The sequence below is a fragment of the Pseudactinotalea terrae genome, assembly GCF_009733845.1.
Taxonomy (GTDB): domain Bacteria; phylum Actinomycetota; class Actinomycetes; order Actinomycetales; family Beutenbergiaceae; genus Pseudactinotalea; species Pseudactinotalea terrae.
Window position 1 is genome coordinate 226,254 of record NZ_WNXZ01000005.1, and the last position, 13,339, is coordinate 239,592.

The window sequence follows — 13,339 nt, forward strand, 5'->3', positions numbered from 1 at the left end:
ACTCTCCAGGCACGGTACGGGGCGGGGAGCTCTGAGGAGCCCCCCGCCCGCGTCCATTGTTCCCCCTCGGGAGATCAGCTTGCTGCGCTGATCGAGTCGATCGCGGCCAGCACACGCGTGCGCAGGTCCTCGGAGATCGGTGCGGAACCGGCGACATCCGGCTCGGCGGCGCGGTCCTGGCCTTCAGGGCTCGCGATGTAGGAGAGGTAAGCGGCCACGTTGGTGGCGTCGGCCTCGTTCTCGTAGGTGTCGCAGGCGATCAGGTAGGAGATCAGCACGATCGGGTAGGTGCCCGACTCGGTGGTGTCGCGAGCCAGCTCGATCGTGAGGCGCTTGTCGGTCGCGTCCTCGGTCGCCGGCGAGGCGTCGACGATGGCGGCGGCGGCCTCGGCGGAGTACGGCACGAACTCCTCCCCCACACCGATGGCAGCGGTGCCGAGGTCGCCGGCACGGGAGGCGTCGGCGTAGCCGATCGCACCCTCCTGGCTGGAGACGGTGTCGATCATGCCGGAGGTCTGCGCGCCGGAGACGGTGCCGGGGATCGGCCAGGTCTCGATCGGGCCGTGGGTCCAGACGTCACCGGCGACCGCCGAGAGGTACTCGGTGAAGTTCTCGGTGGTGCCCGAGTCGTCGGAACGGTTCACGGGTACGACCGTGATCTCCGGCAGCTCGATGTCGGGGTTCGCCTCGGCGATCGCCGGGTCGTTCCACGTGGTGATCTCACCGGCGAAGATGCCCGCCAGTGCCTGCGGGGTGAGGTTGATGTGCTCCGCCTCGACACCCGGGAGGTTGTAGATGACCGCGATCGGCGAGATGTACAGGGGCAGCTCCAGCGCCTCGCCGTCGAGGCACCGCTCGCTCGCCATGCCGAGCTCCTCCTCGTCGAACGCCGCGTCCGACCCGGCGAAGAGCACCGACCCGTTGAGGAACTGCTCGCGACCGGTGCCCGAACCCGTGGGGTCGTAGCTGACCGTGACGCCGGGGTTGGCCTCGGTGAAGCCGGCCATCCAGCCGTTCTGGGCGTTCTCCTGCGAGGACGCGCCGGAACCGGCGAGCGTGCCGGACAGCTCCGCGCCGCCCTCCTCGGAGGTGTTCTCGTCGTCGCCGCCGGTCGTGCCGCCGTCGTCGACACTGCCCGGGCCGCAGGCGGTCAAGGTCAGGGCGACCGCACCGAGCAACGCCAGGGCCGCCGTCTTCGCGGGGCGAGTACGTGCAAGCTTCACGTTCGATCCTTCTCGTTGTCCAGGCCCGAGCCACTCGGGCAGCCCCGACGCTAGGCGCGGGCGGTGACCGCACCCCCGCACCGAGGTGAACAGCAGGTGAACGGGCCTGTGTGGAGCCAGTGACCTTGCTCACCAGCCACAGCCGTGCAAGGTAACGGCCGGGTAACGGAGCGGGATCAGTTCCGGTGCAGCTCGGCCGCGACCACACGGGCCTTGTGCTTGCCCGGGTTGGCGAGATGCAGCACCAATAGCTCCCCAGGCTGCAGCCACGGGTCCTGCTCGGGGAGCACGTCGCGCACGCGATAGGCGCTGCGGCTGCCCACCGTGTCGAGGATGAGCGGCAGGGTCGGGCGGTGCAGGCAGAGCACCGCACCCTCGCGCCGCACCCGCAGGAACTCGGCGACCAGCGCGCGGGCACCCTTCGGGTCCGACTTCGCCTCGACCTCGGTGAGCTGTGGCGCGCCGACCGTCGCCAGCCCGGTGGCCATCGAGTACGGCATCACCGTGTCGTGGCACCGCGCCCACGGCGAGGTCACGATCTCCTCCGCTCCGAAGGCCGACAGCAACGGCACCAGCGCCTCGGCCTGCCGCTTGCCGACCGCGGTCAGGGGTCGGGTCGCCTCGCCGCCCCTCCAGGTCGCGCGCGGGCGTGCCTGGCCGTGGCGCGCGAGCTGCACCGCCCAGGTGGCGAGCCGGTCCTCGTCCAGATAGTCGAGCAGGGCGCCCAGCGGCGCACGGTCCGACTTGCGGGTGAGCATCTTCAGCGCCTTCTGCGCCGGCACCCAGATGACCTGGTCGACCTCGTTCTTCGAGCGAGCGGCCTTCGGCCGGGCGGCGAGCGCCGGGGAGTCCTCGGACGGAACGGTGGCCGCCCAGTAGTGCGAGACCTTCGTGCAGCCGCTGGCGAGCTTGTAGGTGACGCTCGGCAGCGGTCTGCCCAGCACCACCTGCACGCCGGTCTCCTCCGCCACCTCCCGCACCGCGGCAGCCGGCAGCGTCTCCCCCGGATCGAGCTTGCCCTTGGGCCAGGACCAGTCGTCGTAGCGCGGCCGGTGGATCAGCAGCACATCGACGGTCCGCTTGCGGACACGCCACACGATCGCACCGGCCGCCAGCACGACCTTGCGAGATCCAGCCCCCACGTGGCTACCTTCCGGATGCGGTGCTGCGGCGGTGAGCCGACATCAGCAGAGCTTGCAGATCCGCGAGCGGTGCGCCGTCGTCGTCGAGATGGACCCGACGCCAGACCTGACCCTCCTCCGGGTCCTCGATCAGATGCCAGCTGGCTGTCGTGGGCGCCATCGACGCATCGATGAGACCCACGAGCTCGGCCACGTGATCGGGATCGACGACCTTGACGAGGACCTCGACGCGCCGGTCGAGGTTGCGGTGCATCAGGTCGGCGCTGCCGATGTAGACGTCCGGGTCGCCCCCGTTCGCGAACGCGAAGATGCGGGAGTGCTCGAGGAACCGGCCGAGGATCGACCGCACCCGGATGTTCTCCGAGAGTCCCGGCACCCCGGCCTTGATGCCGCAGATGCCCCGGACGACGACGTCGATCGGCACCCCGGCCCGCGAGGCCCGGTACAGCGCGTCGATCGTCGCCTCGTCCACGGCCGAGTTCATCTTCAGCTTGATCCAGGCCTCGCCGCCGGCGGCGTGGTGCTCGATCTCGCGCTCGATGCGCTCGATCAGTCCGGTGCGGATGGAGCGCGGAGCCACGAGCAGCCGGTGGAACTTCGACTTCGGCGCGTAGCCCGAGAGCTGGTTGAACAGCCGCGTCAGGTCCTGGCCGACCTCGGGGTTGCAGGTGAGCACGCCGTGATCCTCGTACAGGCGCGCGGTCTTGGGGTTGTAGTTGCCGGTGCCGATGTGGCAGTAGCGTCGCAGCCCCTCGGCCTCCTGACGCACCACCAGCGAGAGCTTGCAGTGGGTCTTGAGCCCGACGATGCCGTACACGACGTGCACGCCCGCCTGCTCGAGCTTGCGCGCCCACTCGATGTTCGCCTGCTCGTCGAAGCGCGCCTTGATCTCGACGATCGCGAGCACCTGCTTGCCCGCCTCGGCGGCGTCGATCAGGGCATCGACGATCGGCGAGTCGCCCGAGGTGCGGTACAGCGTCTGCTTGATCGCGAGCACCTGCGGGTCCCCCGCCGCCTGCTCGAGGAACTGCTGCACGCTCGTGGAGAACGAGTCGTAGGGGTGGTGCAGCAGCACGTCACCGGCCCGGATCGCGGTGAAGATGTTGGTCGGGTTCGCGCTCTCGACCTCAGCCAGCGCACGGTTGGTGGTCGGCACGAACCGCGGGTAGCTCAGCTGGGCGCGGTCCAGGTCGGCGATCGCGTTGAGACCGGTGAGATCCAGCGGCGAGGGCAGCTCGTACACGTCCTGCTCGCCGATCGAGAGCTCGCGGATCAGCATCTCGCGCAGCTTCGGGGTGAAGCCCTCCGCGAGCTCGAGCCGCACGGGCGGGCCGAAACGCCGTCGCAGCAGCTCCTTCTCGAGCGCCTTGAGCAGGTTCTCGGCGTCGTCCTCCTCGACCTCGAGGTCCTCGTTCCTGGTCACGCGGAACGCGTGGTGCTCCACCACGTCCATGCCGGGGAACAGGTAGTCGAGGAACGAGGCGATGACATCCTCGATCGGCACGAACGAGGACATGGCCACCTCGGCGGCGCTCACGTCGTCGGGCGAGCGGGGCTTGCCGCTCGGGTCGACGGCGAGGAACCGCGGCAGCAGCGGCGGCACCTTGACGCGAGCGAAGTGCTCCTTGCCGCTGCTGGGGTTGCGCACGATCACGGCGAGGTTGAGCGACAGCCCTGAGATGTACGGGAACGGGTGCGCGGGGTCCACCGCCAGCGGCGTCAGCACCGGGAAGATCATGCGGCGGAAGTACTTGTGCAGCCGTTCCTTCTCCGAGTCGGAGAGGGCGTCGAAGTGCACGAGCGTGATGCCCTCGGCCTGCAGAGCGGGCTGCACGTCGTCGGTGAACACCCGGGCGTGACGCGCGGTCAGCTCGTGCGCCGCCGCGCTGATCTGCTCCATCACCTGCCGCGGCGTGAGGCCGGAGGCGGCGGTGACCGCCATCCCGGTCGCGATGCGTCGCTTCAGCCCCGCCACGCGCACCATGAAGAACTCGTCGAGGTTCGAGGCGAAGATCGCCAGGAAGCGGACGCGTTCCAGCAGCGGCACGTGGGGGTCCTCGGCCAGCTCGAGCACCCGTTCGTTGAACCGGAGCCAGGAGAGCTCGCGGTCTGCGAACCGGTCCTCGGGCAACGGGCCCGGCTCGCCCCTGGTCCCGGCGTCCGCCGACGTGCTGGCTGCGGTGGCCTCATCCACGCTCATGTGCACATGGTGGCACCTGCGGGTGAACAGCGGGTGCGCTGCCCGCCGCGGCGCTCAGGCATCCCGCGGTGACAGGACGCAGAACTCGTTGCCCTCCGGGTCGGCGAGCACGGTCCAGGTGACGCCCGCCCCCTGACCCACGTCCTCCCGGGTGGCGCCGAGCTTCTCGAGGCGGGCGATCTCGGCGTCGCGGTCGTCGTCGGTGTGCGGTGCGAGGTCGATGTGGAGCCGATTCTTCACACTCTTCGGCTCGGGAACCTTGACGAACACCAGGCCGGGCGGGATGCGCTCCCACTCCATCGCCAGGACCTCCTCCTCGCTGCTCACGTAGCCGGGGATGAGCACCACCTCGTCCTCGGCCTCGTAGATCACCTGCCAGTCGAGCGCCTCGGCCCACCAGCGCGCGAGCGCGCTCGGGTCCTGGCTGTCGATCACGGTGCTGTACCAGCGCAGTGCCATGGGTCCCTCTCCTCCCGACCCTGGCCAACCTACGGGCGCGCGTACTGCACGTCAGCCCGTCGGCGCCGGAATCCCGCCCTCTGGTACGTCCTGATCGCCGAGGCGTTGTCACCCTCGACGTACAGCTCGATCTCGCGCACACCCTGCTGCGCGAACCAGTGCAGGGAGACGGCGGTGAGCAGCCCACCGAGCCCCCGCCCCTGCGCCTCGGGGTCGATCCCGAGCACGTAGATCTCGCCGACTCCGTCACTCACCTTGGTCCACATGGACCCGAGCAGCGCGCCGTCGACGGCGGAGCGCGCGAGCCAGAAGCCGCTCGCGTCGAACCACGGCTCGGCGAGCCGGGCGTCGAGGTCCGCGCGTGTCATCCGGCCCTGCTCGGGGTGGCTCGCGAACGCTCGTGCGTTGACCGCGAGCCAGTCCTCGGCGTCGCGCTCGGCGTCGAACGTGGTCAGGAGGAGGTCGGTCGGGATCTCCGGCTCGTTCGCGTCGGTGGGCGGCGGCGCCGTCATCATCCAGAGCTCGCGCGTGACGGCGAGACCGCGACCGGTGGCGAGCGGCTCGGCACCCGGATGCGGCCCGTGGGCCCAGACCTGTGCGTCGGGCGCCTGCGCGAGCACCTCGTCGAGGAGCTGTGCGCCCAGACCCTGGCGGCGATGGTCGGGGTGCACCGCGAGCTCGGCCGAGCCGCGATCGAGCTGGGCGTAGCCGACCAGCACGCCCTCCCGCTCGATCGGCAGGTGCAGCACCACCCGGTCCTGGGCAGGGTGGGTGACGTTGAGCAAGCTCTGCTCCGAGAACGCGGCCACGCCGTCGTGCGCCTCGATCGCATCCGCGAGCGCCCGGAAGGTCTCCGGTGCCATCTGCGCCATCAGTCGAGCCGTTCCGCGCGCCAGAGCGCCGCCGCCTGCTCGAGCTCCTCTGCGGTGCCCAGCAGGGCGCCCGCGTGGCGCGTGATCCGGGTGGCGGCGTGCCCGCTCGAGGTCGCCACGCTGTCGGCATCGAGCGCGGAGCCGGTGGCCAGCACGCGGCAGAAGGCGCCGGCACGCTCGAGCGCCACGTCGAGGTCGCCGCGGAACACACCCGAGAGCACGGCGTCCGCGAGGGTGCGGATCTCCTCAGGCCCCGGTGCGTCGGCGACACCGGCCACCGCGCCCGCGACCTCCGCACGAGCGACGCCGAGCTGGTAGCGCTCCGCGATCGTCCGCGGGTCGCGGCGGGTCCACTCACGCAAGAGGTAGAGCCGCCAGAGCGCACCGGGCAGGGTCTCGGCCGGGCTGTCGGCCCACAGCGCCGCCACGGTGTCGATGCCCTCGGTGTCCACCAGGCTCACGAGGCGTTCGACGAGAGCGGCGTCGTCGGAGGCCGCCCGGCCGCCGTGCACGATCGCGGTGGCCGTCGTGTGTGCGGCCTCGGACCGCACCGCCGGGTCGACATCCCCCACGATCGCCTCGGCCTGCTCGGGCGAGAGCATCGCGGGCCGCCGGAACCTGTGCTGCTCGCTCACCCCGCCACCTCCGCTCTCCACACGATTCCATCCACCCACCGGTCGCAACTCGATTCCGTTCAGCCGAACGTGCGCGACTCCCCACGATACGTGGGCACGGTCGCCTCGATGTGGCCCCCGCGGACGAGGTGTACCTGCTCGAAGCGCTCCATCAGCTCCCCCGCCTTGGCGTGCCGGAACCACACCCGGCTGCCGATCCCCGGCGCGTCGGAGCGGTACCGCAGCGGGGTCTGCACCTCGCCGGCCCCCTCGGTCGCCAGGTAGCGACCGCCGCCAAGAGGTGAGGGCAGCCGGTCCGGGCCCACCGGACCGGAGGCGATGTAGCCGCCACCGAACACCGTGGCGATCCCGTCGGTCGGGCGCCGCACGACGTCGAGCCCGAAGTAGGCGGCCGGGCGCGGGACGAACGCTCGGTAGTGGTCGAACAGGGTGGGGCAGTACAGCCCGCTGCCGGCCGTCACCTCGGTGACGGTCGGGTCGGCGACCGTGTGCGCCACCGAGCCGCTGCCGCCGCCGTTGACCAGCAGCTCGCGCCCCAGCTCGGCCTGCAGCGCGCCGACGATCGCCGGCCGCCGGTCCGCGAGCTGGGCGAGGCTGGCACGCTTCATCAGTCGCACCACCGGGCCGCGCGGGCCGGCCTCGCCGACGCCGGCGACCTGGCCCTCGTAGAACATCACGCCACGCACCCGCAGCCGCCCGGTCCGCTCGACCGCCGCTGCCAGCCGCAGCGCGTCGTCGGCGCCCCGCACCGGCGAGCGCCTCGGCCCGATGTGCACCGGCCCGAGCCGCAGCCCGGCGTCGACGTCGAGGCACACCTGCACCGGCGGGCCCTCGGGCGACCCGGCGCGCGTGAGCGCGCGCTCCACGAGCGCGACCTGCTCGACGTCGTCGATCATCATCGTGACCCGCTCGCGCGCGAGCGGGTCCGAGACCAGCCGACCCAGCGCAGCCCTGTCGACGCTCGGGTACCCCAGCAGGACGTCGTCGACCCCCTGCTCCACGAGCCACAGCGCCTCGCCGAGCGAGTACGCCATCACGCCGGCGAACCCGGGCAGGCCGAGGGCCCGTTCGATCAGCGCCCGCACCCGCAACGACTTCGACGCCACCCGGATCGGGGTCCCCTGCGCCCGCGCGAGCAGATCCCTCGCGTTGGCCTCGAAGCTGTCCAGGTCGACGACGGCGACCGGCCCCGGTATCCCGCTCGTCGCCTCCCGCCAAGGCGCAGCACTCGTCCTCACCGCTCCATCTTCCGCGATGAACGTCGGTTCGCTCGACTCATCGGGCCGTGGACTCCCCTATGTTGGCCGTGATGGACCGGATGGTGTCGAGGGGGTCATGACCGACGACGACGAGTTCGAGATCGGCTCCGAGCAGCCTGCGTTCGAGGCTCCGCCCGCACACCGACGCGGGCCGTGGCTCGGGACGACGCCCTGGGTGCTGGCGGCGGCCGCGCTCGTGGTGACCGGCGTGGCCGTGGCGCCGGAGGAGGGGTTGTCGCTGGACGGCTACCCGCCGGGCACCGTCGGGATGCTCGCGGTGGATGCCACCGCGCCGCCGGAGGAGATGTGGCGCGCCCCGATCGAGGGCGGGCACTGGGGCTCTCAGTCGCTCGACGTGATCGGCACGACCGCTGTCTTGCTCTCGGGCGACCTCGCGGTGGGATTCTCGCTGGCCACGGGCGAGCAGCTCTGGCAGGTGCCCGTCGACATCGAGACCTGCACGGTGCACGAGCAGCTCACGTGCATCGAGCGGCCGGGCGAGCCTGAGGCCGAAGCGGTGAGGATCGACCCGATCACGGGCGACCAGCTGCGGACCGAGGTGCCCTACGCCGTCACCGCCCAGGATGTCGACGACGACCTGATCGTGCTGACGCAACGCGACGACGAGCTCGAGCTGCTGCGTGTCGACGCCGCCGGCGAACCGCGCTGGGTGACGACTGTGGACCACAGGAACTGGATGCTCGGCGACATGAACGACGTTGCGTTGTTCGCCCAGCTCGTCGTGCTCGGTGAGCGTGTGCACCTGTCCGTGGTCTCGGAAGGCGTCGTCGTCGACGTGACGAGCGGCAGCACCCTCGAGCAGGTCTCGGCGTACGTGTACGCCACTCCGTACGGCTACATACGCCAGGACTTGGAGCACTCGAGCATCGGTTTGCTCGGCGACGACGGCGGCATCCTGCACTCCGAGATCGCGGTGGCTCCCGACGACGATCCTGGGGGGCGGTACCAGGTCAGGTGGGACGGGTCGCACCTGAGCGTCGTCTCGGGAGACGAGACGGTCTGGGTGGTCGAGAACGGGGACGACGGCGAGATGGCCTTCGCGAGGGTCGACGGCGTGCTGGTGACCACCACGGTCACGACACCCTCCGACCGTCTCGCCGGAAGGGATGTCCGCACCGGTGCGGTGCTGTGGACAACCGAGGGCGACCGTGCGATCCAGGCGTTTGCTGCGGCCGGATCCACGCTCCTCATGTCGACAGCAACCGATGCGCTCACCGGCGTCGACGCCCACAGCGGTGAGGTCTTGTGGACCTACGGCGATGCCGAGCAGTCCGGGGCGTTCGCGTTCCAGCCGGACGGCGTCGTGCTGCTGCTGGGCAACGAGGTCGTCAGGCTCGTCTGGGACCGCGCCGCAACGGCTGTGTGGTGAAGCACGCGCACTCAGAGCCGGGCGGCCTTGCTCCGTAGCACCTCCGCCTCGCGGGCGTTGGTCGCGAGGCGAGCGGCGATGCCGAGCTCGGACCGTGCCTCCTCGGTGCGGCCGAGCCGGGACAACAGCTCGCCGCGGACGCTCGGCAGCAGCGACGTGCCCTCGAGCTTCCCACCCTTGGCGACCCCATCCGCGATCCGGAGCGCCGGCTCCGCCCCGGCGGACGTCATCGACACCGCGACCGCCCGGTTGAGGTCGACGATCGGGCTCGGGGCGATCCGGCCGAGTGCCTCGTACAGCAGCACGATGCGCTCCCAGTCGGTGTCCTCGACGCTGCTCGCGCATGCGTGGCACTCGGCGATCGAGGCCTGCAGCGCGTAGCTGCCGCGCCCGCGACCGATGGCGTCGGCACGGGCCAGCGCCGCCTGCCCGCGCCTGATCTGTGCGTGGTCCCAGCGCTTGCGGTCCTGGTCGGTGAGCAGCACGGGGCTGCCGTCAGCGGCCACGCGTGCAGCGAAGCGCGATGCCTGCAGCTCCATCAGCGCCACCAGCCCGTGCGCCTCCGGCTCGCGCGGCAGCAGCCGTGCCAGCACGCGGCCCAGCCGCAGCGCCTCGTTCGCCAGGTCCGGCCGGATCCAGCGGTCACCTGAGGTGGCTGCGTAACCCTCGGTGAAGATCAGGTAGACCACTCCGAGCACGGCGCCCAGGCGCTCGCCGAACTCGGGCGGCTCGGGCGAGGCGAACACCACGTGCGAGGCGGCCAGGGTGGCCTTGGCCCGGACGATCCGCTGCTGCACCGTCGAGACGGGGACCAGCATCATCCGGGCGATCTCCTCGGTGCTCAGACCACCGACCACCCGGAGCGTGAGGCACACCTGCGCCTGTCGCGACAGGACCGGGTGGCAGGCGGTGAAGATCAGCCGCAGGACGTCGTCCTCGATCGGCTGCCACTCGTCCTCGCCGGTCTCGGACAGGTCGTGGGCGATCACGCGATACTTCTCGTCCTGCCGCTGCTGGCGCCGCCAGGTGTCGATCGCCTTGCGCTTGGCCACAGCGGTGAGCCAGGCGCCCGGGTTCCGCGGGACGCCCGACTCCGGCCACTGCGTGAGCGCATCGGCGAGCGCCTCCTGCGCGAGGTCCTCCGCGGTGCCGACGTCACCGGTCATCCGCGCGAGGGTCGCGACCACCTGGGCACCTTCGATGCGCCAGAGTGCCGCGACCGTGCGCCGGATGTCGGACATCGGAGAGTCAGCCCTCCTGGCGGGCGGCCTGCTGCTCGCGCCAGGCCGGCTCCTTCTGCACGTACTCGTTGTCGGCGAAGTCCGCGAAGTCGGTCTCGTCGGTCACGCGCCGCACCTCGAGCTTGCTCCCGGGGCCGAGCGGGCATCGGCTCGCCCACTGCGCGGCCTCCTCCTTGCTGGCGACCTCGAGGATCCAGAAGCCGTTGAACAGCTCGTGGGTCTCGCCGTAGGGCCCATCTGTCACGATCGGCGTGTCGGCGTCGAAGTCGACGACGAAGCCCTCCGTCGCGTCCGCGAGCCCCTCGCCCGCGAGCAGCACGCCCGCGTTCATCAGGGACTCGTTGTACCTGCCCATCGCGTTGATGATCTCCTCGAAGTCCATCTCCTTCGACGCCTCGAGCGCCGCGTCGGTGGACCGCATGATCAGCATGTACTTCATCGTTCTACTCCCTGTGTCTCGGCCGACGCCCTGTGCGCCTTCCTACTAGACCGTCGAACGGCCGCAGCGCCGATCGACATCGGTTCCTGAAGAATCTTCCTGCAGTCCGATCCTCCGGGACGCGATCATGGGGACATGGTGTGGCGTAACTGGGCGAGGACGGCCAGCGCGGATCCGGAGCTGGTCGCACGGCCGGTGGACGATGCCGAGGTGGCGGCGTTGGTGCGCTGGGCGGCCGCACGCGGCACCCGGGTGCGAGCGGTCGGTGCGGGGCACTCGTTCACCGACTGCGCAGCGACCGACGGCGTGCTGCTCAGCCTGGATGCGATCGACCGGATCGAGCACGTCGGCCCCGCTACCCCTGGCGGCTCGTGCGAGGTCCGCGTCGGTGCCGGCATCCGCCTCGGCCGCCTGTGCGCCGAGCTCGCTGCCCGTGGCCTCGCGCTGGAGAACATGGGCGACATCGATCAGCAGTCGATCGCCGGCGCGATCTCCACGGGGACCCATGGCACGGGTGCGGCGTTCGGCGGCTTCGCCGCCCAGGTGCGCGCGCTCCGGCTGGTCACCGCCGACGGCGAGATCGTCGAGACCAGCGCGACGCAGCACCCCGACCTGTTCGAGCTGGCGCGGCTCGGCCTGGGCACGGCCGGGGTGATCACCGCCGTGACGCTCAGCACCGTCAGAGCCTTCGAGCTGGAGGCGTACGAGGCACCGCTGCCGCTCGGGGATGTGCTCGAGTCCCTGCTGGACGACGACGGCCTGGTGCGCTCCCATGATCACGTCGAGTTCTACTGGTGGCCCCATACCGACCTGGCGCATACCAAGATCAACGATCGCAGGAGCGCCGGCGGGCACCGTCTCAACCGGGCGCGCCGACTCGTGGACGACGAGCTGCTCGCCAACGGCGGGCTCACGCTGACGACCGAGCTGTGCTCGATGCTCGGGGCGCTGACGCCCGTCGTGAACAACGTGGCGGCGCGAGCACTCACCGAGCGGCGGTACCGAGCCCCGAGCCACGAGGTCTTCACCTCGCCCCGGCGCGTGAGGTTCCGCGAGATGGAGTACGCGATCCCGCCGACCTCGGTGGTGCCGGTGCTCGCGGAGATCGACACCTGGCTGCGACGCACCGGCGAGAACGTGCCCTTTCCCATCGAGGTGCGGTTCGCCGCTGCCGACGACATCTGGCTGTCCACCGCTCATCGGCGCGAGACCGCCTACGTGGCCGTCCACCAGGCCCGGCGGCTGCCGTTCGCACGCTACTTCCGGGCTGTCGAGGCAATGATGGCCGAGCACCAGGGGCGGCCGCACTGGGGGAAGCTGCATCGGCTCGGCGCCGATGACCTGCGCGACCGCTACCCGAGGTTCGGCGACGCCCTCCGGGTGCGCGACGCCGTCGACCCCGGCAGGGTCTTCGCGAACGCCTACACCACGCGGGTGTTCGGCCCCTGATCGGCTTATCCTCCTCGGAGCACCCGACCACGCGGGCGCATCTCAGCGGGAAGAAGGAACGATGCGACGCACGGTGAGTGCCGAACTCGCGTTCACGACCATCGCAGGAGCGACCCGCGTGGTGCTCCAGGTGGCAGCCGCGCGGGTGCCAGGCCTGGAGATCGAGGAGACTCTCGCGGTGACGCTCGACGACGAGCCGCTCACCGCCGTCGAGATCCCGACGGCGCACGGCGGGGTGATGCACACGTTCGACTTCCCCGCCTCGACCCCGTGGGGGAAGAAGATCCGGCTCCGCTACGACGCGACCGTGACCTCGGATGACGACGGTGCCGGGACCACCGCGCCGGACAACCCCGACGACCGCGACATCTACCTGCGACCGAGCAGGTACGCGGAGTCGGACCGGATGCTGCCGGTGGCGCGGCGTGAGTTCACGGGCGTGACAGGGCTGGACCTCGTCAACGCCGTCTCGGCGTTCGTCCACGAGCACCTGCGGTACGTGCCAGGCTCGAGCAGGTTCACCGACGGCTCGGTCGAGACGTTCCTCGCCGGCGCCGGGGTGTGCCGCGACTACGCGCACCTGACGACCTCGCTGCTGCGTGGTCTCGACGTGCCCGCCCGGCTGGTCGCCGTGTACGCCCCGGGCCTGACGCCGATGGACTTCCACGCGGTCACGGAGGCATGGGTGGACGGCCGGTGGTACGTGATCGACGGGACCCGGCTGGCGCCGCGCTCGGCCCTGCTGCGGATCTCGACCGGCCGTGACGCGGCGGACACGGCGTTCCTGTCGAGCTACGGCGCGGGGATCCTCATGGGGCCGCAGACCGTGACGGCCACGATCGAGGGTGAGCTGCCCACCGACGATCCCACCGAGCCCGTGCAGATGGCCTGACGACGACGCTCGCGGCTCGCCTAGACTGCCAACCGCGCCCAGGGCCTCTAGCTCAACTGGTAGAGCAACGGACTTTTAATCCGTGGGTTGTGGGTTCGAGCCCCACGGGGCCTACCTCAGAACCGCCGAACGGCGCCC

12 protein-coding genes and 1 tRNA gene are annotated in these 13,339 nt (G+C 71.0%); 4 read left to right on the forward strand and 9 right to left on the reverse strand.

Annotated features, from left to right (window positions below):
- Positions 1 to 74: 74 nt before the first annotated feature.
- From pstS to GPA03_RS16455, 7 genes are all read right to left on the reverse strand, one after another.
- Positions 75 to 1,223 (reverse strand): phosphate ABC transporter substrate-binding protein PstS, encoded by a 1,149-nt coding sequence (pstS, locus tag GPA03_RS16425; RefSeq protein ID WP_156253113.1) that lies wholly within the window; start codon positions 1,221 to 1,223, stop codon positions 75 to 77.
- A gap of 176 nt (positions 1,224 to 1,399) precedes the next feature.
- Complete coding sequence (locus GPA03_RS16430; RefSeq protein ID WP_156253114.1) at positions 1,400 to 2,365, reverse strand: NUDIX hydrolase; 966 nt, start codon at positions 2,363 to 2,365, stop codon at positions 1,400 to 1,402.
- A gap of 4 nt (positions 2,366 to 2,369) precedes the next feature.
- Positions 2,370 to 4,565, reverse strand: coding sequence for an RNA degradosome polyphosphate kinase (locus GPA03_RS16435; RefSeq protein WP_156253115.1), 2,196 nt, complete (start codon positions 4,563 to 4,565; stop codon positions 2,370 to 2,372).
- A 54-nt stretch (positions 4,566 to 4,619) separates the two neighbouring features.
- Positions 4,620 to 5,024, reverse strand: coding sequence for a VOC family protein (locus tag GPA03_RS16440; protein WP_156253116.1), 405 nt, complete (start codon positions 5,022 to 5,024; stop codon positions 4,620 to 4,622).
- A gap of 29 nt (positions 5,025 to 5,053) precedes the next feature.
- The gene (mshD, locus tag GPA03_RS16445; protein WP_241681346.1) at positions 5,054 to 5,887 is read right to left on the reverse strand and encodes a mycothiol synthase; all 834 of its coding nucleotides are present in this window, start codon (positions 5,885 to 5,887) and stop codon (positions 5,054 to 5,056) included.
- 8 nt (positions 5,888 to 5,895) lie between these two features.
- Positions 5,896 to 6,531, reverse strand: a complete 636-nt coding sequence (locus tag GPA03_RS16450; RefSeq protein ID WP_421958430.1) for a hypothetical protein — start codon at positions 6,529 to 6,531, stop codon at positions 5,896 to 5,898.
- A 59-nt stretch (positions 6,532 to 6,590) separates the two neighbouring features.
- A complete protein-coding gene (locus tag GPA03_RS16455; protein ID WP_156253118.1) occupies positions 6,591 to 7,769 on the reverse strand; it encodes an alanine racemase in 1,179 nt (392 codons plus the stop codon).
- Positions 7,770 to 7,866: 97 nt separating this feature from the next.
- Between GPA03_RS16455 and GPA03_RS16460 the strand changes: the two genes are divergently transcribed.
- The gene (locus GPA03_RS16460; RefSeq protein ID WP_156253119.1) at positions 7,867 to 9,180 is read left to right on the forward strand and encodes an outer membrane protein assembly factor BamB family protein; all 1,314 of its coding nucleotides are present in this window, start codon (positions 7,867 to 7,869) and stop codon (positions 9,178 to 9,180) included.
- Positions 9,181 to 9,191: 11 nt separating this feature from the next.
- Here the strand turns inward: GPA03_RS16460 and GPA03_RS16465 are convergent, their stop codons facing one another.
- Positions 9,192 to 10,421, reverse strand: coding sequence for an RNA polymerase sigma factor (locus GPA03_RS16465; RefSeq protein ID WP_156253120.1), 1,230 nt, complete (start codon positions 10,419 to 10,421; stop codon positions 9,192 to 9,194).
- 7 nt (positions 10,422 to 10,428) lie between these two features.
- Complete coding sequence (locus tag GPA03_RS16470; protein ID WP_156253121.1) at positions 10,429 to 10,860, reverse strand: YciI family protein; 432 nt, start codon at positions 10,858 to 10,860, stop codon at positions 10,429 to 10,431.
- A 135-nt stretch (positions 10,861 to 10,995) separates the two neighbouring features.
- On the opposite strand from GPA03_RS16470, the gene GPA03_RS16475 reads away from it, so the two are divergent.
- From GPA03_RS16475 to GPA03_RS16485, 3 genes are all read left to right on the forward strand, one after another.
- Positions 10,996 to 12,309, forward strand: a complete 1,314-nt coding sequence (locus GPA03_RS16475) for a D-arabinono-1,4-lactone oxidase (RefSeq protein ID WP_156253122.1) — start codon at positions 10,996 to 10,998, stop codon at positions 12,307 to 12,309.
- Between the two features lie 61 nt (positions 12,310 to 12,370).
- Positions 12,371 to 13,201: a transglutaminase-like domain-containing protein gene (locus GPA03_RS16480; RefSeq protein ID WP_156253123.1), complete on the forward strand. Its 831-nt coding sequence runs from the start codon at positions 12,371 to 12,373 to the stop codon at positions 13,199 to 13,201.
- A gap of 41 nt (positions 13,202 to 13,242) precedes the next feature.
- Positions 13,243 to 13,315, forward strand: a tRNA-Lys gene (locus tag GPA03_RS16485).
- The last annotated feature ends 24 nt before the right edge of the window (positions 13,316 to 13,339 follow it).

Excerpts from the sequence above, each read along its gene's own strand:
- GPA03_RS16435 (WP_156253115.1), bottom strand. The coding sequence starts at position 4,565 with ATGAGCGTGGATGAGGCCACCGCAGCCAGCACGTCGGCGGACGCCGGG.
- GPA03_RS16440 (WP_156253116.1), bottom strand. The coding sequence starts at position 5,024 with ATGGCACTGCGCTGGTACAGCACCGTGATCGACAGCCAGGACCCGAGC.
- mshD (WP_241681346.1), bottom strand. The coding sequence starts at position 5,887 with ATGGCACCGGAGACCTTCCGGGCGCTCGCGGATGCGATCGAGGCGCAC.
- GPA03_RS16460 (WP_156253119.1), top strand. The coding sequence starts at position 7,867 with ATGACCGACGACGACGAGTTCGAGATCGGCTCCGAGCAGCCTGCGTTC.
- GPA03_RS16465 (WP_156253120.1), bottom strand. The coding sequence starts at position 10,421 with ATGTCCGACATCCGGCGCACGGTCGCGGCACTCTGGCGCATCGAAGGT.
- GPA03_RS16470 (WP_156253121.1), bottom strand. The coding sequence starts at position 10,860 with ATGAAGTACATGCTGATCATGCGGTCCACCGACGCGGCGCTCGAGGCG.
- GPA03_RS16475 (WP_156253122.1), top strand. The coding sequence starts at position 10,996 with ATGGTGTGGCGTAACTGGGCGAGGACGGCCAGCGCGGATCCGGAGCTG.
- GPA03_RS16480 (WP_156253123.1), top strand. The coding sequence starts at position 12,371 with ATGCGACGCACGGTGAGTGCCGAACTCGCGTTCACGACCATCGCAGGA.